A 26,774-nucleotide genomic window follows, 5' to 3' on the forward strand; every position below is an offset into this window, starting at 1 on the left:
TCACTCCGGTCGTACGGTCCCGTCCGTCAGGCCGTCGTACAGCCCCTGCACGAGTTGTTCGCCCAGCCGTCCCGCCCGCCGCAGCGCGTCCTCGAACTCCGCCAGCGTGCGGAAACGTTCGCCGTACTGCCGCTGGTCGGCGAGCGGCAGCCTGGGCAGCTGGAGGCGGCGTACATCGAGCCGGGTCGAGGTGGAGGCGTAACTGCTGGCCTGCCGGTTGTTCGCGGTCCCGCGCAGGAAGCCCGCGAGGAACCAGGGGTCGAGGGCCGCCGGATCGGGGCGCAGCAGCTGGAGGCTGCGGCCCAGGGCGGCGCCCGCGGTGGCCTCGTCGACGACGCGCGCGACCGAGCCGCCGCCGAGCACGGGCACGACCACGTCGCCCGCCGCGACCAGCACCGGGTCCTCCGCCTCGCCTTCGGGGAGCGTGCCTGACGGCGCGCTTCCGGCGAGCACGTCCTGCTCGGTGAGGACGCGTTTCCCACAACCGGCTCCGGCGCCGCCCGCGCGCAGCACGAGTGCGCCCGCCCTGGCGAGTTCGCCGACGGTGGTGGTGGGCCAGCGGGACGGCTGCGCGGGCTCTCCGGTGGAGGGGGTGAGTTCGGCGGTCTGCCGCAGCGTGTCGGCCAGCCGCTCCCGTACGCGCGCGAGTTCGGCGGCGCCACCGCCCGCGGCCGGGGGCGGCAGATGGCGGGCGGGGGCGAGGTCCACGTCGTCGTCGAGGAGCTGGATGACGGACACCGAACGGCTGACGCCCGGGCGTTCCTCGACCCCGCCGTCGCGGTCGAAGGCCTGCCAGGTGTCGAGGACGGTGGTGTGCAGGGCCTGCCAGTCGAGTTTGTCGCGGCCGGCGGCGGAGAGGTCGGCGGTGTCCACGAGGAGGAGTTCGTGGGAGGGCCGGCCCTCGGCGCCGGGCTTGCGCAGGACCCACAGGTGGAGCGGGATGCCGTACGGGGGCGCGGCGCCCGCCGGCAGCGAGACGACGGCGCGCAGGGCGCCGCGGCGCAGCAGGTCGGCGCGGATGCGGCGCCCGGAGCGGCGGGAGGCGGCGGCGGGAGGCATCAGGAGGACCGCGGTGCCGCCCTCGCGGAGGCGGGCGAGTGCGTGCTGGACCCAGGCGAGTTCGGACTCCGTACGAGCCGGGAAGCCGTACTCCCAGCGGGCGTCGTACGCCAGCTCGTCGTGGCCCCAGTTGCGTTCGTTGAACGGCGGGTGGCAGAGCACGGCGTCGGCGGCGAGGTGCGGGAAGGCGTCGGCGCGCAGCGAATCGGCGGCGGCCACCCGCACTTCCGTTGTGCCGGATTCGGTCTGCAGGGCGAGGCGCAGCGCGGCGAGGGCGGCCAGGTCGGGGTCGGCCTCCTGACCGTGGAGGGCCCGCCCGTCCTGTACGCCGGTGGCCTGTGCGACGGCGCGCAGCAGCGTGCCGGTGCCGCAGGCCGGATCGAGGACGGTGCGGGGGCTGCCCGCGAGGGCGGCCATCAGGGCGGCCGGGCCGGGTGGGGTGAGCGTGTACTGGCGCGGGTTGGCGTCGAGATGGCGGCCGAGCAGGAACTCGTACGTCTGGCGGGCGCCGAGCTCGGCGGCGAGCTCGGCGGTCGCGCGCAACAGGGGTACGGAGGGACCCAGTTCCGGCGTACCCGGGGTGTGAACGGCGCGCTGCGGGCCGAAGCGCGGGGCGAGGATCTCCTCCAGGGCGGGCGGCAGCAGGAACGCGAGCTTCTCGTCGGAGACGGCTGAGAGCTGGAGCCAGGCGGTCGGCCTGTCGCGTACGAGCAGCAACACGCAACCCGCGTGGATGAGGGCCGGGACGGCGCCTGCCGGGTGGCCGGCGAGCTGCTGCCAGACCCGCTCGCGCAGGGGCACCTCGGCGATTTTGCCCTGGTCGCGCAGCCATTGCTCTACCTCGGCCAGGGCGAACGAGGGGCTCGTCTCGGTGCCGCCCACGGGCTTGGGGAAGTCGGGGTGCCGACGGCGCCAGTTGCTCACGGCGGCACGTCCGACCCCGGCGAGCCGGGCGATTCCGGCGGCGGTCACCTCTGCTGCGTTGTCCGACACCGGCCGGCTCCCCTCGTACACCTGCGCCTGCTTGTGGCCCCGAGCATACCCATGCGCGCAAGAGAGCCCGCTTCACGACGTGAATCGAAGTCCAGGTGTGAATCGTGTTGACTCGGTTCACAAGCTCTGCTGTGATTACGTCATCGCAGCAGAACGGGGCGGCAAGGCAGTCCCGAACACACCTTGTCCGGAGGACATCCATGTCTCAGTACACGCAGCAGCCGCAGCAGCCGCAGTTCCCGCAGGGGCCGACGCCCGCGGCACAGGCCCGCAACGGCCTGGGCACCGCCGCCCTGATCCTGGGCATCATCGGTGCGCTGTCGGGTCTGATCCCGTTCTTCTTCTGGCTCGCCGGCATCCTCGGCATCATCGCCCTGATCATGGGCCTGGCCGGCCGGGGCCGCGCCAAGCGCGGCGGAGCGACCAACAAGGGTGTCGCCCTGGCGGGCACCATCCTGGGCCTGATCTCCCTGATCATGTCGGTCGTCGGCGCGGTGATCCTGTTCAAGGCCGTGGACGACGCGGTGGACGACCTCAACAAGGCGACCAGCGGCTCGTCGGCGAGCAAGGAGTCGGGCGACGGCTCCTCAAAGGGCAAGGACAAGGGGAAGAGCAAGGGCAAGGGCGGCACCGCGGGCGGCGAGTCGGGCACGGACTCCGAGACGCTGGCAGCCGGCGACTCGGCCGTCTACGACGACAAGCTCACCCTCACCGCGTCGGCCCCCGAGCCGTACACCCCCGGTGAGTACGCGATCGGCCACACCAAGGGCAACAAGGCGTACAAGGTCACGGTCGTCATCGACAACGCCGGCAAGGAGAAGTTCGACGCCGCCCTCGTCACCGCCGAGGCCCGCGCCGGCAAGGACGGCGTGAACGCCGAGCAGATCTTCGACGAGAAGGTCGGCGAGGTCTTCACCGGCACGGTCATGCCGGGCAAGAAGGCCACCGTGGTGTACGCCTTCGACGCCCCGGCCGACGCCGAGAACCTGGTCGTCGAGATCTCCCCCGACTTCACCCACGACGCCTCGCAGTGGGACCTGAAGCTCTGATCACCAGCACCACGGAAGTACAGCAGGACCGCAGGACCGCAGCACCGTAGTACCGCAGTACCGGGGAGGCCGTCGGAGGGGGACGGCCTCCCAAGCTGCGTCACCTGCGTCACCTGCCTCAGCGATTCCCTCCGCACTGAGCGAGCATCATGCGCTTGTCCGCCGCGGTCACCGGCATCCCGTACTTGAGGGCGACCTGGCCGAACCGGACGACGTACGCGCACCGGATCTGCTTGTTCGGCGGGAGCCAGGACGCCGGACCCGAGTCACTCTTGGCCGAGTTGGTGCGCCCGTCCACGGGAAGCAGATTCAGCACATCGTTGGCCAGCTGCTCGCGCTTGCTCTCGGGCCAGCGGGAAGCGCCCATCTGCCAGCTGTACGAGAGCGGCACCACGTGATCGATCTGCACCTCGGTCGCCCGCCGCTTGCGCCACTCGATGGTCTTGCGGGTGTACGGATCGTGCAGCGTCATCGCGACGACGACACAGTCCGAACCGTCGCGATAGCGCAGATCATGCCCATCGCGTGCCAGGAGATCATTGCGCGTGTCGCAGCCATTGCGCGCGAGCGGCACCCCCTCGGCGGTGTCCATCCAGGCGTAGCCGAACTCGCGCCGGGCGTAACCGGTCCTGGGCCCCCGCCCCTTGGTGGACAGCTTGCCCAACAGCTCGCGCGCCTCGGCCCGGTCCCCGTCCGCCGTGACCGGTGCGAGCCCGGGCCTCGTCCCGTCGGGATTGTCCAGCGGGCCGGTCGCCCGCCCGTCGGAGGCGGCCGGTCCCGGCCCCGACGGAGAACCGCCCCCGCCGATCGCCTCGCATCCCGTCACCGCGAGAACGGCGGCGAGGGCGGCAAGGGGAAGGGCGATTCTGGGCGTACGTATCAAGGCGTTCCGTCCTGTGCGTCAGGGGCCGGCGGGTGAACGCCCACCACAATCTCACGGTCTCCCTCGAGGGCTGGTCCGACCTAGACCTTCCCGATACCCAGCGTGGTCTCGGACGGCAGCAGGCCCGAACCCAGCACCTCCACCCACAACGGCCCGAGCAACTCGGCCAGCCGCGCGGTTCCTTCCGCGCCGAGGGCCCGCCAGGGCGCGGCGGCCAGTTCGTCGGTGGCCCGCTCCACCTCCGCACGCAGCGCGCGCCCCGCCTCGGTAGCCACGCCGTCCGCGTCCAACATCCCGCGCACGACGAGCCGTTCGCGCCCCGCTGCCCACTCCTCGTCGCTCCAGCCACGGCTGCGGAACGTCTCGGCGGACGCCGCGCCGATGCCCGCGAAGCTGACCAGGGCCTCGACCGGGTCGAGCCCGGCGGTGAGCAGCGCCGCCAGATGCCCGTCGCCGCGGTGCTCGCGCAGGACGGTCGCCGCCTGCCACAGCACCAGGTGCGGGGCATCGGGCCAGGGCAGGGCGGCGTTGGCGGCGGCGAGCGGCCGGCCGGCGGTGTCGGCGGCCTCGGCGGCGCGACGGGCGAGGGCGGCGGCCTCGGTGATCTCAGGTCCGCCGACCCGCTCCCCGAAAAGCGCGCGGTAGACCCCGTCCATCCCGCGCAGCCGCGCGGCCAGGACCTGCGCCGGGCCGGCGGTTGCCCACCCGGCCGGGACGTACTCCGCGACCATGCGTGGGCTGAAGCTGTAGAAGGCCGCGGAGACGACCTCGGCGCCCACCGGCCCCAGCGGGGCGGGGCGCCAGGCGAAGTAGCTCGGCCAGCGGATGTCCGTGCCGTACCCGAGCTTCTCCGCTTCCGCGAAGACCTCGGGCGCGTAGTAGACGACGGCGTGCAGCGGCTCCAGCAGGTGCCACATCTGCCGTACGCGTCCCAGCTCGATTACTCCCTCAGCTTGTTCAGCTTGCTCAGCCATGGCTCCTCCTCCGACCGCGACACCCCATCTAGACACCGACTAGATTCCTCTTCCGCCCCAAACTTGTCAACGCCTAGATTCGGCGTAATCTGCTGACCATGACCAGCCGCGACACGTACCACCACGGCGACCTGCGGCAGGCTGTGCTCAGCGCCGCGCTCGACGTCATCCGCACAGACGGCCCGGCGGCCCTGTCCCTGCGCGACCTCGCCCGCCGCGCCGGCGTCTCACACGCCGCCCCTGCCCACCACTTCAAGGACCGGACGGGACTGCTGACCGCGATCGCCACCGAGGGCCACGACCTGCTGACGGCAGCGCTGTCGGACGCGGCGGACCTGCGCGACGCGGGCGTTCGCTACGTCCGTTTCGCGGTGGACCACCCGGCGCATTTCCAGGTCATGTTCCAGCCGGACCTGCTCCGCCCCGACGACCCGGAACTGCTGGCCGCCAAGGCACGCTCGTACGAACAACTGCGCACCGGCGTGGCCACCCTCCCCGCCGGCCGCACCACCGACCCGGAGATCACCGGCATCGCCGCCTGGTCGGCGGCCCACGGCTTCGCCACCCTCCTGCTGACGCACAACCTGGACCGCACACTGGGCGACCGAACCCCCGAGGAGGCGTTCCGGGCGCTGGCCGCGGCGATGTTCAAGAGCGGCGATTGACCGCGCCCCGGGAATAGCCGACGCCGATCCACGCTTGATCGCTTCGTGTGCACGTGACCGACACCGTGCACATCGGAACACGACAGGGGTGGGGAACATGAGCTTGAGGACATCAGCAACTTCCTTACGGCGTACGGGCATTGCCCTGCTGTCCGCAGCAGCGCTGGCGGCGCTGCCGGTTGTCGGCGGGGCCGGACCGGCCGGTTCAGCCGGTGCGGTGGCGGCCGAGCACAGCATCAAGTCCGGCCACAGCGACGGAGGTTGGCAGGGCGGCTGGGCGACGTCGCCGCAGCAGCCGACCGCCCCCTTCGCACCGAACTGGTCCCAGGAGGGCTTCTCCAACCACACCGTCCGCCAGGTGGTACGGGTCAGCAAGGGCGGCACCAAGGCCCGTATCGAACTGTCCAACCGCTACGGCAAGACGCCCCTGCGCATCACCGGGGCGACGGTGGCCCGTACGGACAAGGGCGCATCGGTGCGGGCCGGTTCGGCCCGTCAGCTGTCCTTCGGCAAGGCGCGGTCGCTGACGATCCCGGCTGGCGGCAAGGCGTACAGCGACGGTGTGCCGTTCAAGGTCAAGGCCCTGGAGTCGGTGACCGTCACGCTGTATCTGGCCGCCGAGACCGGCCCCGCCACCTTCCACACCTTCGCCTCGGCCACCAGCTACCGCGCCGACGGCGACCACCGCTCGGACCGCGACGGCGCCGCGTTCAAGGAGAGCAACGACTCCTGGTACTACCTCACCGGCGTCGAGGTCGGCGGCGGGGAGAGGCCTGGGCGCCGCGACGGTGTGGTGGCCTTCGGCGACTCCATCACCGACGGCGTCGGCTCCAGCCCGAACGCGAACAACCGCTACCCCGACGAACTCGCCGAGCGCTTCGCCGCCACCGGCAAGCCGCGCAGCGTCCTCAACCACGGGATCGCAGGCAACCAGGTCACCAACGACTGGTCCTGGGCCGGGGAGAAGGGCGTGGCCCGCTTCAAGACGGACGTGCTCAGCGAGCCGGGCGTAGGCACGGTCATCGTGCTGGAAGGCATCAACGACATCGGAGGGAGCCAGGAAGGCGTGCCGGACGGCCCCACCCCCGAGGTGTCGGTCAGCCGGCTGATCGACGGCCACCGCACGCTCATCCGCCAGGCGCACGCCAAGGGCATCAAGGTGGTCGGCGCGACCCTGACCCCCGTCAAGGGCTCGTTCTATTACAGCGAGGCCAACGAGACCAAGCGCGATGCGGTCAACCACTGGATCCGTACATCCGGTGAGTACGACGCGGTGGTCGACCTGGACCGCGCCCTGGCCGACCCGGACCCCGCCAAGAAGGACACCATGCTCCCCGCCTACGACTCGGGCGACCACCTGCACCCGAACGACGCCGGATACCGCGTGATGGCCGAGGCACTCGACCTCGACGCACTCTGACGGACCCCGCCCGGCCGTGCCCCCAACCCGGGCACGGCCGGCCACGCGCGCCTTACGACCCCAGGATCGTCGTAAGGAACTCGCCCGTCCACGCGAGCAGTTCCCGTCCGACCACCGGCTTGCCGCCGATCTGGCCCGTCGTCGGCCGCGGCACCAGGATCTGGTGGGTGGCCGGCTTCAGCACCGTACGGGGATACAGCCGCTTCAGCCTCAGCTCCTGGGACTCGCGCAGTTCCACCGGCCCGAAGCGGATGTTGGGCCCGGCCAGCGTGATGTCCGCGACGCCGCAGGCCCGCGCCAGCATGCGCAGGCCGGCGACCAGCAGCAGGTTCTCCACCGGCTCGGGCAGCTTGCCGTAGCGGTCGGTCAGCTCTTCGCGTACGGCCCTGATGTCGTCCTCGGAGTTCGCCGACGCGATTGCCCGGTACGCCTGGAGACGCAGCCGCTCGCCCGGCGCGTAGTCGTGCGGTACGTGCGCGTCCACCGGCAGCTCGATCTTGACCTCCAGCGCCGGCTCCTCCTCGACCGTGCCGTCCACCGCCGCGCGGTAATCGGCCACGGCCTCACCGACCATGCGGATGTACAGGTCGAAGCCGACGCCCGCGATGTGCCCGGACTGCTCGCCTCCCAGCAGGTTGCCCGCGCCCCGGATTTCGAGGTCCTTCATGGCGACGTACATGCCCGCGCCCATCTCGGTGTGCTGGGCGATCGTCGCCAGCCGCTCGTGCGCGGTCTCCGTCAGCGGCTTCTCCGGCGGGTAGAGGAAGTACGCGTACCCACGGTCGCGACCACGGCCCACACGGCCGCGCAGCTGGTGCAGCTGCGACAGACCGAAGTTGTCGCCGCGCTCTACGATCAGCGTGTTGGCGTTGGAGATGTCGATGCCCGACTCGACGATCGTCGTCGAGACCAGTACGTCGAACTTCTTCTCCCAGAAGTCGACGACCACCTGCTCCAGCGCGCTCTCCCCCATCTGCCCGTGTGCCGTGGCGATCCGGGCCTCCGGGACGATCTCGCGGAGCTTCGCGGCGGCCCGGTCGATCGACTCGACGCGGTTGTGGATGTAGAAGACCTGACCCTCGCGCAGCAGCTCACGGCGGATCGCGGCGCCGATCTGCTTCTGCTCGTACGGTCCGACGAAGGTCAGCACCGGGTGGCGCTCCTCCGGTGGCGTGGTGATCGTCGACATCTCACGGATGCCGGTGACCGCCATTTCGAGCGTGCGCGGAATGGGGGTGGCGGACATCGTCAGTACGTCGACGTTGGCGCGCAGCTTTTTCAGCTGCTCCTTGTGCTCGACGCCGAACCGCTGCTCCTCGTCGACGATGACCAGGCCCAGGTCCTTGAACTTCGTCTCGGAGGAGAAGAGCCGGTGCGTACCGATGACGAGGTCGACCGACCCCTCCTTGAGACCTTCCAGCGTCGCCTTCGCCTCGGAGTCCGACTGGAAGCGGCTCAGCGCCTTCACTACGACCGGGAACTGGGCGTACCGCTCCGAGAACGTCCCGAAGTGCTGCTGCACCAGCAGCGTGGTCGGCACGAGGACCGCGACCTGCTTGCCGTCCTGGACCGCCTTGAAGGCGGCGCGGACCGCGATCTCCGTCTTGCCGTAACCGACGTCGCCGCAGACCAGGCGGTCCATGGGGACAGACTTCTCCATGTCCTCCTTCACCTCGGCGATGGTGGACAGCTGGTCGGGCGTCTCGACGTACGGGAAGGCGTCCTCCAGCTCGCGCTGCCAGGGGGTGTCCGGGCCGAAGGTGTGGCCGGGCGCCGCCATGCGGGCCGAGTACAGCTTGATCAGATCAGCGGCGATCTCCTTGACCGCCTTCTTCGCGCGCGCCTTGGTCTTCGTCCAGTCCGCGCCGCCGAGCCGGTGCAGGGTCGGAGCCTCGCCGCCGACGTACTTCGTGACCTGCTCCAGCTGGTCGGTGGGGATGTAGAGGCGGTCGCCGGGCTGGCCGCGCTTGGCGGGGGCGTACTCGACGAGCAGGTACTCGCGGGTCGCGCCCTGGACCGTGCGCTGGACCATCTCGATGTAGCGGCCGACGCCGTGCTGCTCGTGGACGATGAAGTCGCCGGCCTGGAGCGTCAGCGGGTCGATGGTCTTGCGGCGGCGGGCCGGCATGCGGCCCAGTTCCTTGCTGGCGGTGCGCTGGCCGGTGAGGTCGGTCTCGGTGAGGACGGCGAGCTTGAGCCCCGGGTCGACGAAGCCGTAGTCGATCAGGCCGCACGCGACCTGGACGACGGAGGGCGTGATCTCGGCCAGGTCCACCTCCAGGCGGGCCGGGATGCCCTCGCTGCCGAGGACTTCGACCGTACGCGCCGCCGGGCCGTGGCCCTCCGTGACGTAGACCGTGCGCCAGCCGTCGGCCAGCCAGCCCTTGGTGTCGGCGAGCGCTCTCGCCGTGTCGCCCCGGTACGCCTCCGGGGCGTGCATGCCGAGCTTCAGCGTGTCCTCGGACAGCTCTTCGTCAGCGGCGAACGGCGCCACGGACCACCACAGCATGTCCAGCTCACGGGCCCGTTCCCGTACGTCCGCGATGCCGCGCAGCGAGGCCGCGCCCACGTCGATCGGGGCGTCGCCGCCCCCCGCCGTGGCCGCCCAGGACGCCTGGAGGAACTCCTGCGAGGTCGCCACCAGGTCCGCCGCCCTGGTCCGTACCCGCTCCGGGTCGCAGACCAGCGCCATGGACCCCTTGGGCAGGACGTCGAGCAGCAGCTCCATGTCGTCCACGAGGACGGGAGCGAGGGACTCCATGCCCTCCACGGCGATGCCCTCGGCGAGCTTGCCGAGCAGTTCGCCCAGCTCGGGGTGCGCCTCGGCGAGGGCGGCGGCACGCTCCCGCACGCTGTCGGTCAGCAGCAGCTCGCGGCAGGGCGGCGCCCACAGCCCGTGCTCGGCCACTTCGAGCGAACGCTGGTCGGCGACCTTGAAGTAACGGATCTCCTCGACGTCGTCGCCCCAGAACTCCACCCTGAGCGGGTGTTCCTCGGTCGGCGGGAAGACGTCGAGGATCCCGCCGCGCACCGCGAACTCGCCGCGCTTCTCGACCAGTTCGACGCGCTGGTACGCCGCTGCCGCGAGGGCCGCCGTGACGTCACCCAGGTCCGCGCTCTGCCCGGTCCGCAGCGCCACCGGCTCCAGGTCCCCCAGGCCCTTGACCTGCGGCTGGAGCACGGATCGTACGGGCGCGACGATCACGCTCACCGGGCCGGCCGACGGGTCGTCGGCGCGGGGGTGCGCGAGGCGGCGCAGGACGGCGAGGCGCCGGCCCATCGTGTCGCTGCGGGGCGACAGACGCTCGTGCGGCAGCGTCTCCCACGACGGGTAGTCGACGATCCCCTCCTCCGGCAGCAGCGTGCGCAGCGCAGCCGCCAAGTCCTCGGCCTCGCGGCCGGTCGCGGTCACGGCGAGCACCGTACGCCCGGTCTCGCGGGCCAGCGCGGCCACCGCGAAGGGGCGCGCGGCGGGCGGGCCGACCAGGTCGATGTGCATGCGGTTGCCGTCGGTGGCGGCCTTCACCGCTTCGGCGAGCGCCGGGTCTCGTACTACGGCATCGAGCAGACCGTGCAGGCTCATGAAGGGCTTCCGTCCGGGTAACGAGGTGACGAGGTGGGCAAACAGCTGTGGGCAACGCGAAGGACCCGACACGTCTCACGGGCCGGGGGATTTCTAGCCTACGGCCCGCCGCTGACAACCGCCCCGCGATCCGCACCCACAGAACCAGCGCGAAGTGTACAGTTCCTTACATGAATGACACGCTGCCCATCACCGAAGCCCGCGCCCGCTTCGGTTCGCTGGTCCGCCGGACGTCGCACGCCCGCGAGCGCATCTTGATCACCGATCACGGCCAGCCTGCGGCCGTGCTGATAAACCCGCAGGAGCTGGCCGACCTGGAGGACGCTCTGGCTCTCGCGGAGTACCGGGCGGAACAGGCGGCTGGCACGTTCGTCGGCGTACCGCACGAAGAAGTCCGTGCCCGGCTGGGCCTGGGGCGTGAGTGAGCTACGAGGTCATTTGGCGGCTTGGGGCAACCGATGCCGCCACGCGTTATCTCAAGGACGACCCCGAAGGCCTGCGCCAGGCCTTCGCCGCAGTTGATCTACTGGTCGACGACCCGAGGCCGACGGGCTCTGCCGCATACGGATCGCCGGACCTCCGCCGTATGCACGTGGGCCGTTACCGCATCCTGTACGAGATCACAGAGACCACCGTCACGATTGTGGTGATGAACGTTGGCCGGATCGCTTGAGAGCGCCGAACCACCGGAAGAAGCTGCTCCCACTGAACCTGCGCACGAGCACGAGGACGTTCAGGCTCAGCCCAAGGTCAATCGGACAGATCGTGGTTCACTCCGCGGAAAGATCCACATCGCCGACGACTTCGACGACATGCCTGAAGGCTGGGACGAATTCTTCGGCAAGGACGAATAAACAAGCCCGGCCCCGGGGTGTTCGCAGGAACACCCCGGGGCCGGGCCCGTCACCGCCCCCTCCCCGCCGCCACTACTCCGTAGCGATCGCGTTCAGTACGTTCATCCGGCCCGCCCGGAACGCCGGGACCAGCGCCGCGAACAGGCCCACGAAGGCCGAGCCCACGAAGACCGCGAGGATCGTGGTCCACGGGATCTCCAGCACGCCCAGACCCTCCAGCGCCAGCAGCTTCTGGGCCGAGGTCCCCCAGCCCATGCCGAGCCCGAGCCCGAGCAGCGCGCCGAAGAGGGCGATCACCACCGACTCCAGGCGGATCATGCGGCGCAACTGGCGGCGCGAGAGGCCGATGGCCCGCATCAGGCCGATCTCCCTGGTCCGCTCGACGACCGACAGGGCGAGCGTGTTCACCACACCCAGCACCGCGACGATGATCGCGAGGGCCAGCAGGCCGTAGACGATGTTGAGCAGCTGCCCGATCTCGTCCTTGAGGCCCTGCTTGAAGTCGGTCTGGTCCTGCACCGTGAACTGCGGGTACGCGGCCAGCGCCTTCTTGAGCCCGGCGTACGCGGCGTCTTCCTTGCCGTCCACCGCCTTCGCGAACATGATCAGGTTCGGCGGCACCCGGTCGGCAGGCAGGTACTGCGCGGCGGTCGTGACGTTGGTGTACATCGCGCCCTTGTCGACGTTCGACTCGTCCGACGTGATCGCCGCGATCTTCAGCTTCGCCGTCTCGCCGCCGTTGAACGCGACGGTCATCGTGTCGCCGACCTTGATGCCGTGGCGCCCGGCGTAATCGCTGCCGACCGACATCGCGTCCTTGCCGTACGCCGCGCTCAGCTCACCCGCGACAGTCTCGCGCCGCAGGTCCTCGGCGTACGTCGGATCGGCGGCGGCCAGCTCCTCGGTCTCCGTCTTCCCGTCGGGAGAGGTCAGCTCGGCCTTGATCATCTTGTAGCCGGTGACGTGCTCGATGCCGGGAGCCGCGCGCAGCGCCTTCTCGGCATCCGGCACGATCGGCGGCCCGTTGGGGCCGCTCTGGATGATGAAGTCCGCGCCGACCGACTTGTCGAGCTCCTGCGTGGCCGAGGCGACCATCGAGGACCCGACCACCGAGAGGCAGGCGACCAGCGCGAGGCCGATCATCAGTGCCGCGCCCGTCGCTCCCGTACGCCGAGGATTGCGCAGCGCGTTGCGCTCGGCCATCCGGCCGACCGGGCCGAACATCCGCAGCACGACGGCGCTGATCGCCTTGACCACGACTCCCGCGAGGAGCGGGCCGACGACTATGAAGCCGATCAGGGTCAGGACGACACCGCCGCCGAGGAACAGCGAGCCTTCGCTCGCCTTGTCCGCCTGCGTCGTCAGGAAGAGCAGCGCGCCGCCCGCACCGGTCAGCACCAGGCCGATCCCGGCCCGTATCCAGCCCGCCTTGCCGTCCGCCGGTGTCCCGGCGTCGCGCAGCGCGGCCATCGGGGAGACCTTGCCGGCCCGCCGGGCCGGGATGTAGGCGGCGACGACGGTGACGACGATGCCGAGCGCGAGGCCGACGACCGGGGTCGTCCAGGCCACGGTCAGGTCCTTGGTGGACAGCTCCATGCCCATGGAGCCCATGAGCTTCATCAGGCCGACGGCGAGGCCGACACCGGCGCCCACCCCGAGGATCGAGCCGACGACGCCGAGCAGCAGCGCCTCCACCAGCACGCCCCTGTTGACCTGCTTGCGGCTGGAGCCGATGGCCCGCATCAGGCCGATCTCGCGGGTGCGCTGGGTGACCAGCATCGAGAAGGTGTTGACGATGAGGAAGATGCCGACGAGGAAGGCGATTCCGGCGAAGCCGAGCATCGCGTACTTCATCACGTCGAGGAAGGAGCCGACTTCCTCGCGGCCCGAGTCCGCGGCTTCCTTCGCGGTCTGGAGCTTGTACGGGCCGTCGAGCGCACCCGCGAGCCGCTGCTTCAACTGAGTGTCGCTGACGCCCTCTTCGGCGGTTACGGACACGTGCGTGAAGAGGTCCGGCTTGCCCAGCAGCTTCTGCTGCGAGGTCGCGGTGTCGAAGAAGACGACGGTCGCGCCCGGGTTGGTCATCTTGAAGGCGGCGATGCCGGAGATTTTGGCCTTGATGTCGCCGGTGACGGCGATCGTGCGCAGCTCGTCGCCCAGCTTCAGGCCGTGCTTGTCGGCGGTGTCGGCGTCGACCATCACCTCGGTGGGCCCGCGCGGGGCGTGTCCGGAGGTGATGTCCATCGACTTGAGGTCGTTGCGCGTCCAGTTGCCGGCGATCGTGGGGGCGCCGCTGTCCGAGCCCATGTTCTTGTTGTCGCTGTTGACGACGGTCACGGACATGCTGACGACGGCGCCTTCGGCGGACTTCACGCCGTCCGCCTTCGTCACCTGCTGGACGAGGGACGCGGGGAGCGCCTCGGGCCTGCCGGTCCGCGGCCCGTTGTCGTCGTCGCCGCCCTCGGCCGCCTTGGGGCTGACGGTGACGTCGGCCGAGGTGGCGGCGAAGAGCTTGTCGAAGGTCGTGTTCATGGTGTCGGTGAAGACGAGCGTGCCGCACACGAACGCCACCGAGAGCAGGACCGCGACGGCGGAGAGCGCCATCCGTCCCTTGTGCGCCAGGAAGTTGCGCATGGAGGTCTTGACGACGGTCATGAGGTCCGCCCCCGCGCGTCGAAGTCCTTCATACGGTCGAGGACCTGGTCGGCGGTCGGCGAGAACATCTCGTCGACGATCCGGCCGTCCGCGAGATACAGCACCCGGTCCGCGTAAGAGGCGGCGACCGGATCGTGGGTGACCATCACGATGGTCTGGCCCAGCTCGTCGACGGACTTGCGAAGGAAGCTCAACACCTCGGCCCCGGCCCGCGAATCGAGGTTTCCGGTCGGCTCGTCACCAAAGATGATCTCGGGGCGTGCGGCAAGGGCCCGCGCCACGGCGACGCGCTGCTGCTGGCCACCGGACAGCTGGGTGGGCCGGTGCTTGAGCCGGTCCGCGAGGCCGACCGTCTCCACCACCTGGTTCAGCCACGGCGCGTCCGGCTTGCGGCCCGCGATGTCCATCGGCAGCGTGATGTTCTCCAGGGCGTTCAGCGTCGGCAGCAGGTTGAAGGCCTGGAAGATGAAGCCGATCCGGTCCCTGCGCAACTGCGTGAGCTTCTTGTCCTTCAGCTTGGTGATCTCGGTTTCGTCGAGGTAGATCTCGCCCGAGGTCACGGTGTCCAGGCCGGCGAGGCAGTGCATCAGCGTGGACTTGCCGGAGCCGGAGGGCCCCATGATGGCGGTGAACTGCCCCCGGTTGATGTCCACATCGACGTGGTCGAGCGCGACGACCCTGGTCTCCCCGGCCCCGTACGCCTTGACGACCTGCCGCGACCTCGCGGCAACGGCCGTACGCCCTCCAGTGCCCCCGTGCCTGGGAATGGTCATAGCCGTTGTCACGGTGAGTCTCCTAAGTGTGTGATCAAGTGCTTCGAGTCTGGCGGCCGGAAACCCCCCGCACACTGGTGCGCATCTCCGTATCCGCCCTGGGGCCAGCCCCCCCCCACCGACGTGCGGTGGCCCGTAAGACCAAGCTAAAGAACAGGCACGTTCTCCTCGTCCTCCACCGGGACGAACACCCCCTGGCCAGAAATAAGGAGAAGCCCCTAGGGGCTCTCCACCCGCGGGTGGACCCCGACTCGGGGCAGCCTGCACCCTCCCGCTGCGTGACCTGCAAGTGAGAAGGTGTCGAGGACCAGATACGTGCACGGTGAAGGGATCTTGGTGAGCGGCGCCGGAAACACGGACAGCACCAGCGCGATACCCGGAGGCGGGAACTCCGCCGGCCGGCCGGAGAAGGCAGCCGCAGGCGCCCCCGCCGACCCTGCCGGCCCCGCCGCCCCCGCCGGCCCCGCCGCCCCTGCCGCCCCTGCCGCCCCGAACGCCCGTCGCGGCCCCGTCGTCGCCGCGCTCATGCTCGGCATGGCCCTCGCCGCGCTCGACGGCACGATCGTCTCCACCGCCGTCCCCCAGATCGTCGGCGACCTCGGCGGCTTCGCCGTCTTCTCCTGGCTCTTCTCCGGCTACCTCCTCGCCGTCACCGTCACCCTCCCCGTGTACGGAAAGCTCTCCGACACCTTCGGCCGCAAGCCGGTCCTGATCGCGGGCATAGTCCTCTTCCTCATCGGCTCACTGCTCTGCGCCGCCGCCTGGAACATGGGCAGCCTGATCGCCTTCCGCATCGTCCAGGGCCTCGGCGGCGGCGCCATCCAGGGCACGGTCCAGACGATCGCCGCCGACCTCTACCCCCTGAAGCAACGCCCGAAGATCCAAGCCAAACTGTCGACCGTGTGGGCGGTGTCGGCCGTCGCGGGCCCGGGGCTCGGCGGGCTGCTCGCCGCGTACGCCGACTGGCGCTGGATCTTCCTCATCAACCTGCCGGTGGGCGCGATCGCCCTCTGGCTCATAGCCCGCCACCTGCACGAACCGTCCCGTCCCAGGACGACGCGCGCCCGCCCCCGTATCGACTGGGCAGGCGCGCTGGCCGTATTCGCCTGCGGCGGCCTGCTGCTCTTCGCGCTCGTCCAGGGCGGCGTCGCCTGGCCCTGGCTCTCGGCGCCCTCGCTCGCCCTCTTCGGCGCGAGCGCGCTCCTCGCCGCCGCCACCGTCGTCATCGAACGGCGCGCCGCCGAGCCGATCATCCCCGGCTGGGTGTGGCGCAGGCGCACCATCGCCGCCGTCAACCTCGCCCTCGGCGCGCTCGGCCTCCTCATGGTCGCGCCGACGGTCTTCCTCCCCACCTACGCCCAGGCGGTCCTCGGCCTCGGCCCGATCGCCGCCGGCTTCGTCATGTCGGTCATGACCCTGAGCTGGCCGGTCTCCGCCGCGCTCAGCCAGCACGCGTACAACCGCATCGGCTTCCGCCTCACCGCGATCATCGGCATCAGCTGCTCGGCGCTGATCCTGCTCGCCTTCCCTTTCCTCCCCTTCCCCGGCGCGGCCTGGCAGCCCGCCCTGATCATGCTGCTGCTCGGCGCGGCGCTCGGTCTCTTCCAACTCCCCCTGATCGTCGGCGTCCAGTCGACGGTCGGCTACGCGGAGCGCGGTACGACGACCGCGTCCGTACTCTTCTGCCGCCAGGTCGGCCAGTCCGTCGGCGCGGCCCTCTTCGGCGCGATAGCCAACGCCACGCTCGCCTCCAGGCTTTCCGCCGCCCCGGACGACATACGAGCCGGCCTCCCCGACGACCTCGACTCCGTATCCCACGCCCTCGCCGACCCGGGCTCGCTCACAACGGAGGCGGCCGACTACCTGCGCCGAGCGGTGGACACGGCCGTCGACCACGTCTACGTGGGAGCGGCGATCGCGGCGACCGCCGCCCTCCTCGTACTCGTCTTCGTGGCACCGCGCCGTTTCCCCGTCATCACCGAGGAAAAAACGGCCGACTGACGCCGACTGACTACGAGACGTTGCCTCGGACAGGATCCCCGAAGAGGCCGTCCGTATAGGTCACGTACTTCGCGGTGAACTCGCCTTCGCCGGTGACAACGCCCGTGATGTTCTCGCCGGGCGCGAGGTCGACGGTGTCGATCTGCCGTTCGTCCTTGGCCAGCTCGGCGGTGTGCTTCGTGCCGTTGGTGTCGGTGATGGAGAAGTACAGAGGGTTCACGTTGATGGGCTTGTCACCGTTGTTGGCGATGGTGATGCTGACGCTGGTGTACTTGCCGCCGTCGTGCAGAACGCCCGGCGTGAACGTCGCCTTCTTCGCGCTGACCTTGACGGGCCCTGCGGCGGCCGGCTCGGGCTTCGGCTTCGGGTCAGCCTTCTTCGGCTTCTCCGCTGCCTCTTCCTTCTCGGCCTTCTCGGCCTTCTCTGCGGCCTTGGTGGGCTTCTCCGAGGCGACGGCCGTCTTGCCGCCGGACTTGGCAGTGGTGTCACCGCCAGAGGAGACGAGAGAGCCGAGGATGGCCAGCAGGACGAATGCGCCCACGATGCCGAGGCAGCTGAAGCCGACGATCTTGCCGGCGTTGTTCTTGCGCGGCGGCATGGGCGGCTGCCCCCACCCCGGCGGCTGCATGGGCGGCTGCCCCCATCCCGGCGGCGGCTGCTGGGGCGGCTGCTGAGGCTGGTTCTGGTACGACACGGTTCCCTCCCCTGGGAGCACGGTGTCAGGGACCCCCCCCTGTAGCGCACCGCGCAGGACAGGAGCATAAGCGGACCGTGACACTCCTGTAGGAGCCGACCATTTTTGGACACTTCCACCACCCCCGCCGCCGTTACCTGAAGTGACGATCCATCAGCACCTCATTACCCAAGGTAACCGGCAGATCCCTTGCGCGACTTCGTACGAAAGACTCCCCGGCGCCGATACCGCTGGGTAACGTACGCGACCCGACCAGCGCCCCGCCGCCGCTCCCCCGGCCCCGGTCGCGCTCCTCCCTGCGGTCCGCCCGGGACCCAGCCGCGCAAGGAGCAGCCCGCACATGTCGCACTACCCGCAATACCCGCAATACCTGTACCCCTGGCAGAGTTCCCGGCCCGCACCGCCGCTGCCCCCACAGCCCGCACCCGCCCGCCAAACCGTCCCCGGCCACCACGGCGACCTGCGCAGACTCCGCGCGGCGTACCGACGCCTGCGCCGCGTGGCCACCCTCACCGCCCTCGGCTACTTCACGCTCTTCCTCATACTCTCCGGCTTCGCACCCGGCCTGATGGGCAGCGAACTCGCCGGCGGCCTCAACACCGGTCTCCTGCTCGGCCTGTGCCAGCTCCCCGTGACCCTCGTGGCCATCGCCGTGTACGAACAGTCCGCCCGCCACCGCGTCGACCCGCTCGCCGAACACCTCCGCGGGCAGGCCCGCACCGGGCGGACCCAGTGACCGGATTCAGCGACTCCGCCCAGGAGATGTCCCTGGTCGCCTTCATCGCGGTGGCCACCGTCACCCTCCTCCTGTGCGTCATGACCGGCCCCGACCGCGACGACCTCGACGAGTTCTACACCGGCTACCGCTCCCTGTCCCCCCTGCGCAACGGCCTCGCCATCGCCGGCGACTACATCTCCGCCGCCACCGTCCTCGGCACCATCGGCGTCATCTCCCTCACCGGCTACGACGGCGTCGTACTGGCCCTGAGCACGGCGCTCTCCCTCGTCCTGCTGATGTTCCTGCTCGCCGAACCCCTGCGCAACGCGGGCCGGTTCACCATGGGCGACGCCTTCGCCCGCCGGGCGCCGAGCCGCGCCGTACGCATCACCGCGAGCGCCGTCACCCTCGCCGCGCTGCTGCCGATGATGGTCGTGCAGCTGGCGGGCGCGGCCCATCTGCTCTCCTTCATCCTGGGCTTCGGGAGCTCGGGCTTCAGGACGGGCTGCATCATCGTCCTCGGCGTACTGATGATCAGTTACGCCGCCATCGGGGGCATGAAGGGCACCGCCCTCATCCAGATCATCAAGACCGTCTTCCTGCTCGGTACGGGCGTGATCCTCGCCGTACTGATCCTGAGCCGCTTCGACTGGAGTACGGCGCAGCTCCTCGGCGCGGCGAAGACCGGCAGCGGCGCGGGCGACGCCTTCCTCCAATCAGGGCTCCAGTTCGGCGGCAACGAGCTCGACATGATCAGCTCGGAGCTGACGGTCGTCCTCGGCGCCGCCTGTCTCCCCCACATCACGATGCGCATGTACAGCTCGCGCAGCGCGCTCGCCGTGCGCCGCTCGATGTCCTGGGCGGTCTCGGCCGTAGTCGTCTTCTGCCTGCTCATCACGGTGATCGGCTTCGGGGCGGCGGCCCTCGTCGGCCACGGGACGATCACCGCGTCCGACCCGCAGGGCGATACGTCGATCCTGCTGGTCAGCCAGGCGCTGCTGGGCGGCGACGCGTCCACCCTCGAAACCCTCGTCTTCACGTCCGTCACGACAGCGATCTTCCTCACCCTCCTCGCCTCGGTGGCCGGAATGATCCTGGCGTGCGCGAACTCGCTCGCCCACGACCTCTTCGCCCACGGCATCCGCAAGGCCCCGGCCGGCGACGCGACGGAGATGGCGCTGGCGAGAGCGGCGGCGATCGGCGTCGGCATTCCCGCGATCGTCCTCGCGGTGCTGGCCCGCCACTGGAACGTACAGCCGCTGGTCACCCTGTCGTTCTGCATCGGCGCATCCGCCCTCGCCCCGGCCCTGGTCTTCAGCCTCTTCTGGCGCCGCTTCACACGTACGGGCCTGATGTGCACCCTCATCGGCGGCACGCTGTGCGTGATGATCCTGATGACCGGCACCAACCTGGTATCCGGATCCCCGCAATCGGTCTTCCCCGCCGAGGACTTCAACTGGTACCCGTTCACCACGACGGGTCTGGTGTCGATCCCCTTCGGCTTCTTCATGGGCTGGCTGGGTACGGCCTTGAGCCACCGGGGTTCGGGCGAACGGCAGCGCCGTCAGTACGAGGCGGTGGAGGCGTGGATCCTGGCGGGGGCGGGGGCGGGGGCGGGGGCGGGTCCGGGGGACGGCGGACCGGTGCACAACCACCGCCCACCCGCCTGAACCGCGCCGCCCGTCAGCCCTCCGCCGGGGCGCGGCCGGTCAAGGTGGCCAGGCTGGTGCGGACGTGCGACATGTGCGCCTGCATCTCCTCGCGCGCGTCGTCGTGCTCGCGCAGGAGGCGCTCCGTCTCGCGTACGACGCGCTCCTCACGCACCCGCGCCTCGGCCAGCAGCTCGGCGGCGCGCGCCTCCGCGTTCTCCTGGCCGTGACGGGCCGCCTCCTCCACGGCGGCCAGGGCTCGCTGCGCGTCCGCGAGACCGCCCTCCGCGTAGGCCACACGTTCCGCATGACGGACAGCCAGCTCCGCCTCGCGTCCGGCGAGTTCCCGCTCGGCACTCTCCCAGCGCTCCGCGTGCTCCTTCTCCTGGCCGGCGAGCAAATCCGCCGCACGCTGCCGCATTTCCTTCAGCGCCGCGATCGCCTCGCCCCGCCGCGCCTTCACCTCCCGGCGTGCGCCGGCCCTGGCCTCGTCGGCGGTGCGCTGGGCGACGAGGAGGATCTGCTGGGCGCGGGCATCGGCCTCGGCCAGTACCGTCTCCGCGTGCTCGCGGGCCGCGTCGTGAGTGGCGGCGGCCGCCGCGGCAGCCGCGTCGCGCAGCGCCTGAGCCTCGTCGCGGGCCGAGGCCACCACTTCCGCGGCCTCCTCCTCGACCACCGCGAGGAGGTGCTGGGCGCGCTCGCCGAGGGTCTCGTACGTCTGGGGAGCGAGCCCGTCCACCTGTTCGCGCAGCCGCGCCGCCTCGGCCTCCATCTCCTTCGTCAGGACGGTGAGGCGCGCGGCGCGCTCCCACGCGGCGTCGCGGTCCTGGGAGAGCCCGGCGGCGTACCGCTCCACCTGGTCAGGACGGTAACCGCGGCCCCGCCCGACGATGAAGCCGTGAGGTGACGGTGAAACCGATGCACTCATCCTTGAAGCCTCTCTCCGACGCACAACACAATCCGTCGCAATCTTGACGGATGAGGCGCAAGTGCTCAAAACCCGACACTCCACCCGATCGCACCCGGTCAACGATGCGCCAATTGCTGTCAGAAGTCCGAATCAAGGTGCCGTGGCGCAGCGCGCCGAAGAGCTTTTCGGCCGATAACCGGGGCAGGCGCCCGACCCGTACCGCAGGTCGAGCGCCCGAACGTACCCGTCAACCGGTCAGCCGGTCAGCCGGTCACAGCAGGCCGTCCCACATCTGCTCCAGCAACACCGACCACCAGCTCTCCGGCGACGCCAGCGCCGCCGGGTCCAGTGCGGCGAGCTGCGCCTGGAAGTCGACCGTCCAGCGGCCGGCCTGCTCGGGCGTCAGGCCGAAACGCAGCCGCCACATGTGGCCGAGGAGTGCCAGCGAGCGCGTGAACTCCGGCAGCCCGGTGTTCACGAACTGCGGCGGCACGGGCTGGCCACCGGGGCCCGCCTCCACCGGTACGGCCACCATGTTGGCCGTGCCGTACTGCACGCAGATCGCCCGGCCGAAGTCGCTGCCCATGACGAGGTACGAGCCCGCGTCCGGGGCAGGCTGCACTCCGCGCTGCGCCGCCAGCTCCGCGAGCGTCGGCACCGGCTGACCCGGCACCGCCTGCGCCCAGAAGAACGGCCCGAAATCGACGGGCAGTCCCGCCCACACGAGCGTGCGCGCCACGATCTCCGGTACGCCCTGACGCGACACCGCCGCCTGGTCGAAACGGAAGACGCCCTGCGGCCCGAAGGCCCCCATCAGCTCGTGCGCGATGCCCTCCGGCGGGATCGGCGGCGCCTGCATCAGCTGGCCCGGCGGCGGCAACGGCACCCGCATCGGCGCGGGGCGCGCCGGTCCGTCCGCGACCTGGTGCAACTCCCCCTGGTGGGTGAGGAGATGCTGCATGCCCTGCTGGCGGCTGGCGTGATCCTTCCCGTACGGCGCCACGCTCGTGATCCGCACCTGCGGCCACGTCTCACGGATCATGCGCGCGCAGTAACCGCCCGGCAGCTCGCACGACTCCAGCTCCGTGTGCAGCTCCAGCACCTGCTGCGGCGGCACGTTCATGGCGCGCAGCTCATGCAGGATCTGCCACTCGGGGTGCGGCGTGCCCGGCGCGGAGCGGCGGATGAGCTGCTGCTCACTGCCGTCCTGGGCGCGGTAGCGCAGGACGGCCTGGTAGCCGGGGCCGACGGTCGGCAGGCCGGTCGGCCGGGGCTGCGGGTAGCCGTACGCCTGCCCCTGGCCCTGCGGCTGCGGGGGCTGCGGCATGGGCATGGGCTGCTGCATCGGGGCACCACCGGGCGGCATTCCCGGCGGGCCGGGCGGGCCGGGGGGCTGCGGGGCGCCGGGCGGCGGACCGACCTGTCCGGGACCGGCCAGCATGGTCGCCGCGTGATGGATGCCGCCGCCGGGCGGACCGGGAGGCTGGGGAGCGCCGGGCGGACCGGGCGGCTGCGGAGCCCCCGGCATGCCGCCGCCCTGACTCGGGTCGGCCAGCATCGTCGCCGCATGATGTACGCCCCCACCGGGCGGCGGAGGCGGCGAACCAGGAGCTCCGGGAGGACCGGGAGGACCAGGCGGACCGGGCGGCTGCGGAGCCCCCGGCATGCCACCACCCTGACTCGGGTCGGCGAACATCGTCGCCGCATGGTGAACACCGCCACCGGGCGGCGGCTGCGGACCGTCGGGCTCCAGAGCCGAAACGAACTGAGTCGGTACGTACCCACCCGCCGGGGCACCGGGCGCACCGGGCGCACCCGGCACACCGGGAACGCCGGGCGGCGGCGGAGGCATCGAACCACTCCCGCGCGCACCGCGCGACACGGCGGCCTTGCTGGTCGCGGCGTCGGCGATGTCCCTGGCATCGGGCCGGGGCCCACCGGGGCGTACGGGCGCGACCGGCGGCTGCGGATCACCAGCAACCGCGGGGGCCACCGTGGTCGAGGGCAAGTGACTGCCGCCCGACATCAGCGCCGTCTTCGCCTCCGGCGGCACACCGGGCGGCGGGGCGTCGTCCTCGTCGGACCCGGAGAGCGGCGGCGCGAAAACCGTCGCGGGCAGCGGAACTGACGCGTCGTCGGAGCCGGTGGCCGAGTTGGTGTCGGTCCCGGCCCAAGGGGTCGCCCCGGCGGGCGCCGCGGGCACGCCGCCGGAAGCGGTGGGCTCGTAGTCGACCTGGCCCGCGCTGGGCCAGGGCGTCCCTCCGGACCCGCGTTCGGCCTGCGAAGCGTTCTCACTCCCGGATCCGCCCCAACTCCCGCCGCCGGTAGCTGTACTCGCGTCACCCGGCGCCCCATGGCCCCCGGCACCGCCCCAGCCACCACCGGCAGCGGGCGACCCGACCGCGTCCTGCGGCCCACTGCCACCCGTGCTGCCGGCAGCACCGGCGTCGGCCGGGTCACCGAGCGCGCCACCGGCACCGCCCGCCGAAGGGGAAGCCGCCCCCGCGCTCACCGCGTCGGCCCAACCGCCGCCCGCAGAAGACGAACCCGCCCCCGACTGCGGCCCATTGGCACCGGCGAGAGGCCAGTCACCGCCCGCTGAGGCCGAGGGGGAACCAGCAACCGAACCCGAACCCGAACCCGAACCCGAGTCCGAGTCCGAAGCCGAATCCGTCGCACGGCGATCCGGAATGCCGATCTTGTCCGCCGCGTCCTGGAGCCACTCCGGTGGCGTCAACAGGAACGACGTCTGTTCCAGGTCAACCCGCTGCCCCGGAGCCGGCCCCGCATCCGCCACCGGTGACACGTCCGGCGCCCCGTACTCCTCCTCGTACCGGCGGATCACCTCACCCACCGGCAACCCCGGCCACAGCGTGGCCTCACCACTGTCCCGGGCGATGACGAGGCGCTGACGCCCACCGTCCGACGCCGGACCGCTCGCACGGTCCTCCGCCCACACCACGAAGCCGAGTTCGAACTCGCGCACCCGCACCTCACGGTGCGACGGCACGGGCACATCCCCGTTGACCCACTCTTCCGCGCGCTCCTGCGCCTGCGCGAAGGTCACCATAGGACCGTCACCCCTCCACCGGGACGGCGCGCGCGAAGCCGCCGTCCACCATCAGGTTCGCCACGGTCTCCAGCTCCGGCGGATTGCCCGCCAGCCGCTGCAGAAAAGCGTCGAAGTCGTCACCGCACGGCAGCAGCAGCCGCTCCACGCGCTCGTGCACCGTCCAGCCGTCGCGGTCCCGCGCGTCGTCGTACGCGACGAACCACACCGACCCCACCGCCTCGCCCCTGACCTTCACGGCCAGCAGACCGCCCTGCACGAAGGCAACGCCCAGGTAGTCCTTGGTCATGTGGTCGCGCAAGCACTTGTTGACGTACACCAGATCATTCACCGCGGCCTCGTCCCGCACAGTGAAGAACGGCTGGTCGACCAGCAACCCCAGCTCCGCGTCCAGCGCCGCGCCCACCGGCGCGCAACCGCCGGCCGCCTTCAGGAAGGACCTGTACGCACCCGGAAGCCGGTAGCCAAGATCTTCCTCCACGCCCAGGATCTGCTGCTCACTCACCGATACGGAACCCTTCGGCAGCCCGAAATGGGCCGGCCGCGTCTCCTGCAGCGGGCGCGTGCCGCGCTTGTCCTGGTCGACGGCAGCAGTCGCCAGCCCACCGTGGTGGCGCAAAAGCGCCTTCACCTCAACGGGTACGAGTTCCATGCGCCGGGTGCCCGCCACGTGGTGCCAGGTCCAGCCGTGCGGAGTGGCGACCGCCGGGATCGTGTCCCACAGGTCGTGCCCGTCGGCGGCCAGCGCCGCATTGGCGGACACGTAGTCGGTAAGCCGCAGTTCGTCGACGCCGAAACCCTCCGGGGGCTCGGCGATCTCCGCGGCGGCACGCGCGTACGGCGTGAAAACCGGGAAGCCGGCGTCGTCAACACGCACACCCTGAGGGTGGCGGGAGGCCCGGACCGGGTCCGGGAAGTGCACGAGCTGCCCGGCGTAGGCCGCATTCGGTGGCGCGGCTTGCTGCCCGAGCCGACCTGTCGTCATGGCGGTTGCCCCCTGCTGCGTCTGGCTGATTCGGACAGCCTATGCGTTGGGGCAACAGGCGGCCCCGCCCCTCGCCTTGCGTAACGAACCGTCACACGGGGGTCACCACCTGGCGACACACGTACACGATTCACCGACCCAGCTTCCGTACCACTGGACACATTTGGCAGGCTGTCCCAGCAACGCGGGGGCGTGCACACCAGCGGCTACCGTCGCGGGCACGGAGGGGAGCACCACCATGCACACGGCACAGACAGCCGCTACGACGACACCGACGGGCACGGCCACGACAGCGACAACGACGACGCCGGAGCCAGCCACAACGGCGGCGGCGGCCACAGGCACAGCCACTGCCCCAGCCACAGCCACGGCCGGAGACCCGCGCCTCAGCTGGAGCAGCACCGAGCCCACCCGTGTGCCCGCGCTCAGCCACCGCCGGGACGGCATCCTGCCGACCGTCGCCGCCGCACTCTCGGTACGCGGCGCCGACACGCTGATGTGCACCGCGGGCCGGGGCGACCAGCCACCGCCGCTGCACCCGCTCGTCCAGGACTTCCTCGACACCCTCACCAGCGGCCAGCGGGAACGCTTCACCGGCCGCTGCCCGGAAGCGATCCTCCTCTCCCGGCACATCACCGCCACCGAGGGCTCACGCTCCAAACGCGCCTCCCGCAAACCGCTCACCACGGGCGAGGCCCGCCGCTCCCTGAAGCACTCCAAGCTCACGGCCCGCCGCATCCGCGAGGACGGCGATCCGCTGCACGGCAGCTACGCCCCGCCGTGCCGATCCTGTACGCCGATGCTCGCCCATTTCGGCGTACGAGCCGTAGACCCGACCGCGACCACCAACGAGAAGGGCTGACCCGCAGCCAATGCCGGCCCCCAACACCAGCACCACCCGCTTCCCGGTAGCCGTGGACGCCGCCCTGCGCGCGGCCGGCTGGCAGCCGGGGCGCTGGGACATACGGCAAGCGGAGCACTGGGCCGACACCCTGCGCGCACACACCTCACCGGCCGGCCACCGGCACAGCGTGTTCCCCGCGGCGGTAGAGGCCTGGGCCGAATTCGGCGGCCTGCACATCACGCCCCCGGGCCCGGGCCGGCAGATCGCCCCCACCCCGGTACGTTTCGATCCCCTCAGCGGCCTGCACCACGCCCGTACGCTCGCCGACCTCGGCCGGGCCCTCGGCACGGAAGTCTGTCCGCTGGGCACGGAGCTCAGCGGCGAGGGGGACGACGGGCAGGCGGTGCTCGCGGTCGACGTGGAGGGCCGGGTCTACAGCCTGGACCACACGGGCGACTGGTACCTGGGCCCGGACCTCGACCACGCCCTCTCCACCCTGATCACCGGCACCCAGCCAGGCCGACTCGCTCCGGAGTAGCCGGAGCGCGGGGCCGGCATGCCGCTGCGCGGGCCGTTCCCCTACCCGCCCCTTCCCGCAGTGACATTTCGCGGCTCCGCCGCGTGAGGGGCGCCGCCCCGGACCGCACTCCTCAAACGCCGGAGGGGCTGGATTTGCCGGAGGCGGAGGTCGCCAGAGCTAGGCGCTCTGCCCAGCTCAAGGGGGCCGTGCCCCTTGAAGTTGCCGCGCTTGCCGCAGTCTCAGGCTCCAGCTCGGCGAAAATCCGGCCCGTCCGGCGATTGAGGACACGCCCGGAGGGCGTTCGGGGCCCGGGGCAGCGCCCCGGGTCGGGAAGGGGCGGGGTGGGAAGGGGCGGGGTGGGGAAAAAGCCCCGCGCAGCGGCACCCGCCCCCGTCCGCCCCCGCAGCCGGAAGCGGAGCCGGTAAGCCCGCAGCCGTGCCGGCGGCCATGAGCCGGTAGCCGGGTCGCACCACAC

The 26,774-nt window shown here is 71.1% G+C and carries 21 protein-coding genes; 11 read left to right on the top strand and 10 right to left on the bottom strand.

Features of this window, described 5'->3' with window-relative positions; translation table 11 throughout:
- Nucleotides 1-2,052 carry an N-6 DNA methylase gene (locus ABZX79_RS16625; protein WP_355257201.1) on the bottom strand — a complete coding sequence of 684 codons (2,052 nt, stop codon included), beginning with the start codon at nucleotides 2,050-2,052 and terminating at the stop codon, nucleotides 1-3.
- 200 nt (nucleotides 2,053-2,252) lie between these two features.
- Between ABZX79_RS16625 and ABZX79_RS16630 the strand changes: the two genes are divergently transcribed.
- Nucleotides 2,253-3,101 (top strand): DUF4190 domain-containing protein, encoded by an 849-nt coding sequence (locus tag ABZX79_RS16630; protein ID WP_355257204.1) that lies wholly within the window; start codon nucleotides 2,253-2,255, stop codon nucleotides 3,099-3,101.
- Between the two features lie 118 nt (nucleotides 3,102-3,219).
- On the opposite strand, the gene ABZX79_RS16635 is transcribed toward ABZX79_RS16630, so the two are convergent.
- Both ABZX79_RS16635 and ABZX79_RS16640 read right to left on the bottom strand, forming a co-directional pair.
- Entirely contained in the window at nucleotides 3,220-3,984 is a 765-nt protein-coding gene (locus ABZX79_RS16635) for an HNH endonuclease family protein (protein ID WP_355257207.1), read from the bottom strand.
- A gap of 80 nt (nucleotides 3,985-4,064) precedes the next feature.
- Nucleotides 4,065-4,958, bottom strand: coding sequence for a hypothetical protein (locus tag ABZX79_RS16640; RefSeq protein ID WP_355257210.1), 894 nt, complete (start codon nucleotides 4,956-4,958; stop codon nucleotides 4,065-4,067).
- Nucleotides 4,959-5,056: 98 nt separating this feature from the next.
- Here ABZX79_RS16640 and ABZX79_RS16645 point away from each other — a divergent pair, with 98 nt between their 5' ends.
- Both ABZX79_RS16645 and ABZX79_RS16650 read left to right on the top strand, forming a co-directional pair.
- Nucleotides 5,057-5,623 (top strand): TetR/AcrR family transcriptional regulator, encoded by a 567-nt coding sequence (locus tag ABZX79_RS16645; protein WP_355257213.1) that lies wholly within the window; start codon nucleotides 5,057-5,059, stop codon nucleotides 5,621-5,623.
- Nucleotides 5,624-5,720: 97 nt separating this feature from the next.
- A complete protein-coding gene (locus ABZX79_RS16650) occupies nucleotides 5,721-7,043 on the top strand; it encodes an SGNH/GDSL hydrolase family protein (RefSeq protein ID WP_355257216.1) in 1,323 nt (440 codons plus the stop codon).
- Nucleotides 7,044-7,095: 52 nt separating this feature from the next.
- On the opposite strand, the gene mfd is transcribed toward ABZX79_RS16650, so the two are convergent.
- Complete coding sequence (gene mfd / locus ABZX79_RS16655) at nucleotides 7,096-10,626, bottom strand: transcription-repair coupling factor (RefSeq protein WP_355257219.1); 3,531 nt, start codon at nucleotides 10,624-10,626, stop codon at nucleotides 7,096-7,098.
- 170 nt (nucleotides 10,627-10,796) lie between these two features.
- On the opposite strand from mfd, the gene ABZX79_RS16660 reads away from it, so the two are divergent.
- The 3 genes from ABZX79_RS16660 to ABZX79_RS16670 are packed head-to-tail and all read left to right on the top strand — an operon-like array spanning nucleotide 10,797 to nucleotide 11,480.
- Nucleotides 10,797-11,051: a type II toxin-antitoxin system Phd/YefM family antitoxin gene (locus ABZX79_RS16660; RefSeq protein ID WP_355257222.1), complete on the top strand. Its 255-nt coding sequence runs from the start codon at nucleotides 10,797-10,799 to the stop codon at nucleotides 11,049-11,051.
- Nucleotides 11,048-11,299 carry a type II toxin-antitoxin system RelE/ParE family toxin gene (locus ABZX79_RS16665; protein ID WP_355257225.1) on the top strand — a complete coding sequence of 84 codons (252 nt, stop codon included), beginning with the start codon at nucleotides 11,048-11,050 and terminating at the stop codon, nucleotides 11,297-11,299. The genes ABZX79_RS16660 and ABZX79_RS16665 overlap by 4 nt, the downstream gene beginning before the upstream one ends.
- On the top strand, nucleotides 11,283-11,480 hold the full coding sequence (locus ABZX79_RS16670; protein ID WP_355257227.1) for a prevent-host-death protein: 198 nt from the start codon (nucleotides 11,283-11,285) through the stop codon (nucleotides 11,478-11,480). Before ABZX79_RS16665 ends, ABZX79_RS16670 begins: the two co-directional genes overlap by 17 nt.
- Nucleotides 11,481-11,552: 72 nt before the next feature.
- Here ABZX79_RS16670 and ABZX79_RS16675 read toward each other — a convergent pair whose 3' ends face one another.
- Entirely contained in the window at nucleotides 11,553-14,135 is a 2,583-nt protein-coding gene (locus ABZX79_RS16675) for an FtsX-like permease family protein (RefSeq protein WP_355257229.1), read from the bottom strand.
- Nucleotides 14,132-14,920 carry an ABC transporter ATP-binding protein gene (locus tag ABZX79_RS16680; RefSeq protein ID WP_355257232.1) on the bottom strand — a complete coding sequence of 263 codons (789 nt, stop codon included), beginning with the start codon at nucleotides 14,918-14,920 and terminating at the stop codon, nucleotides 14,132-14,134. The genes ABZX79_RS16675 and ABZX79_RS16680 overlap by 4 nt, the downstream gene beginning before the upstream one ends.
- A gap of 324 nt (nucleotides 14,921-15,244) precedes the next feature.
- On the opposite strand from ABZX79_RS16680, the gene ABZX79_RS16685 reads away from it, so the two are divergent.
- Nucleotides 15,245-16,909, top strand: coding sequence for an MFS transporter (locus tag ABZX79_RS16685; protein ID WP_355257235.1), 1,665 nt, complete (start codon nucleotides 15,245-15,247; stop codon nucleotides 16,907-16,909).
- 10 nt (nucleotides 16,910-16,919) lie between these two features.
- Here the strand turns inward: ABZX79_RS16685 and ABZX79_RS16690 are convergent, their stop codons facing one another.
- Nucleotides 16,920-17,603 (bottom strand): DUF4352 domain-containing protein, encoded by a 684-nt coding sequence (locus ABZX79_RS16690; protein WP_355257238.1) that lies wholly within the window; start codon nucleotides 17,601-17,603, stop codon nucleotides 16,920-16,922.
- A 340-nt stretch (nucleotides 17,604-17,943) separates the two neighbouring features.
- On the opposite strand from ABZX79_RS16690, the gene ABZX79_RS16695 reads away from it, so the two are divergent.
- Together ABZX79_RS16695 and ABZX79_RS16700 are read left to right on the top strand one after the other, a co-directional pair.
- On the top strand, nucleotides 17,944-18,339 hold the full coding sequence (locus tag ABZX79_RS16695) for a DUF485 domain-containing protein (RefSeq protein ID WP_355257241.1): 396 nt from the start codon (nucleotides 17,944-17,946) through the stop codon (nucleotides 18,337-18,339).
- Nucleotides 18,336-19,991 (top strand): cation acetate symporter, encoded by a 1,656-nt coding sequence (locus tag ABZX79_RS16700; protein WP_355257244.1) that lies wholly within the window; start codon nucleotides 18,336-18,338, stop codon nucleotides 19,989-19,991. Before ABZX79_RS16695 ends, ABZX79_RS16700 begins: the two co-directional genes overlap by 4 nt.
- A gap of 13 nt (nucleotides 19,992-20,004) precedes the next feature.
- Here ABZX79_RS16700 and ABZX79_RS16705 read toward each other — a convergent pair whose 3' ends face one another.
- From ABZX79_RS16705 to ABZX79_RS16715, 3 genes are all read right to left on the bottom strand, one after another.
- Nucleotides 20,005-20,898: a cellulose-binding protein gene (locus ABZX79_RS16705; RefSeq protein WP_355257247.1), complete on the bottom strand. Its 894-nt coding sequence runs from the start codon at nucleotides 20,896-20,898 to the stop codon at nucleotides 20,005-20,007.
- A gap of 253 nt (nucleotides 20,899-21,151) precedes the next feature.
- Nucleotides 21,152-23,950 carry an SUKH-4 family immunity protein gene (locus ABZX79_RS16710; RefSeq protein ID WP_355257249.1) on the bottom strand — a complete coding sequence of 933 codons (2,799 nt, stop codon included), beginning with the start codon at nucleotides 23,948-23,950 and terminating at the stop codon, nucleotides 21,152-21,154.
- 7 nt (nucleotides 23,951-23,957) lie between these two features.
- Nucleotides 23,958-24,935 carry an SMI1/KNR4 family protein gene (locus ABZX79_RS16715; protein ID WP_355257252.1) on the bottom strand — a complete coding sequence of 326 codons (978 nt, stop codon included), beginning with the start codon at nucleotides 24,933-24,935 and terminating at the stop codon, nucleotides 23,958-23,960.
- Between the two features lie 238 nt (nucleotides 24,936-25,173).
- On the opposite strand from ABZX79_RS16715, the gene ABZX79_RS16720 reads away from it, so the two are divergent.
- Both ABZX79_RS16720 and ABZX79_RS16725 read left to right on the top strand, forming a co-directional pair.
- Nucleotides 25,174-25,797 carry a YwqJ-related putative deaminase gene (locus tag ABZX79_RS16720; protein ID WP_355257255.1) on the top strand — a complete coding sequence of 208 codons (624 nt, stop codon included), beginning with the start codon at nucleotides 25,174-25,176 and terminating at the stop codon, nucleotides 25,795-25,797.
- A 10-nt stretch (nucleotides 25,798-25,807) separates the two neighbouring features.
- A complete protein-coding gene (locus ABZX79_RS16725; RefSeq protein ID WP_355257257.1) occupies nucleotides 25,808-26,317 on the top strand; it encodes an SUKH-3 domain-containing protein in 510 nt (169 codons plus the stop codon).
- Nucleotides 26,318-26,774 lie beyond the last annotated feature (457 nt).

This window comes from Streptomyces sp. NPDC002994 (assembly GCF_040611155.1).
Taxonomy (GTDB): domain Bacteria; phylum Actinomycetota; class Actinomycetes; order Streptomycetales; family Streptomycetaceae; genus Streptomyces.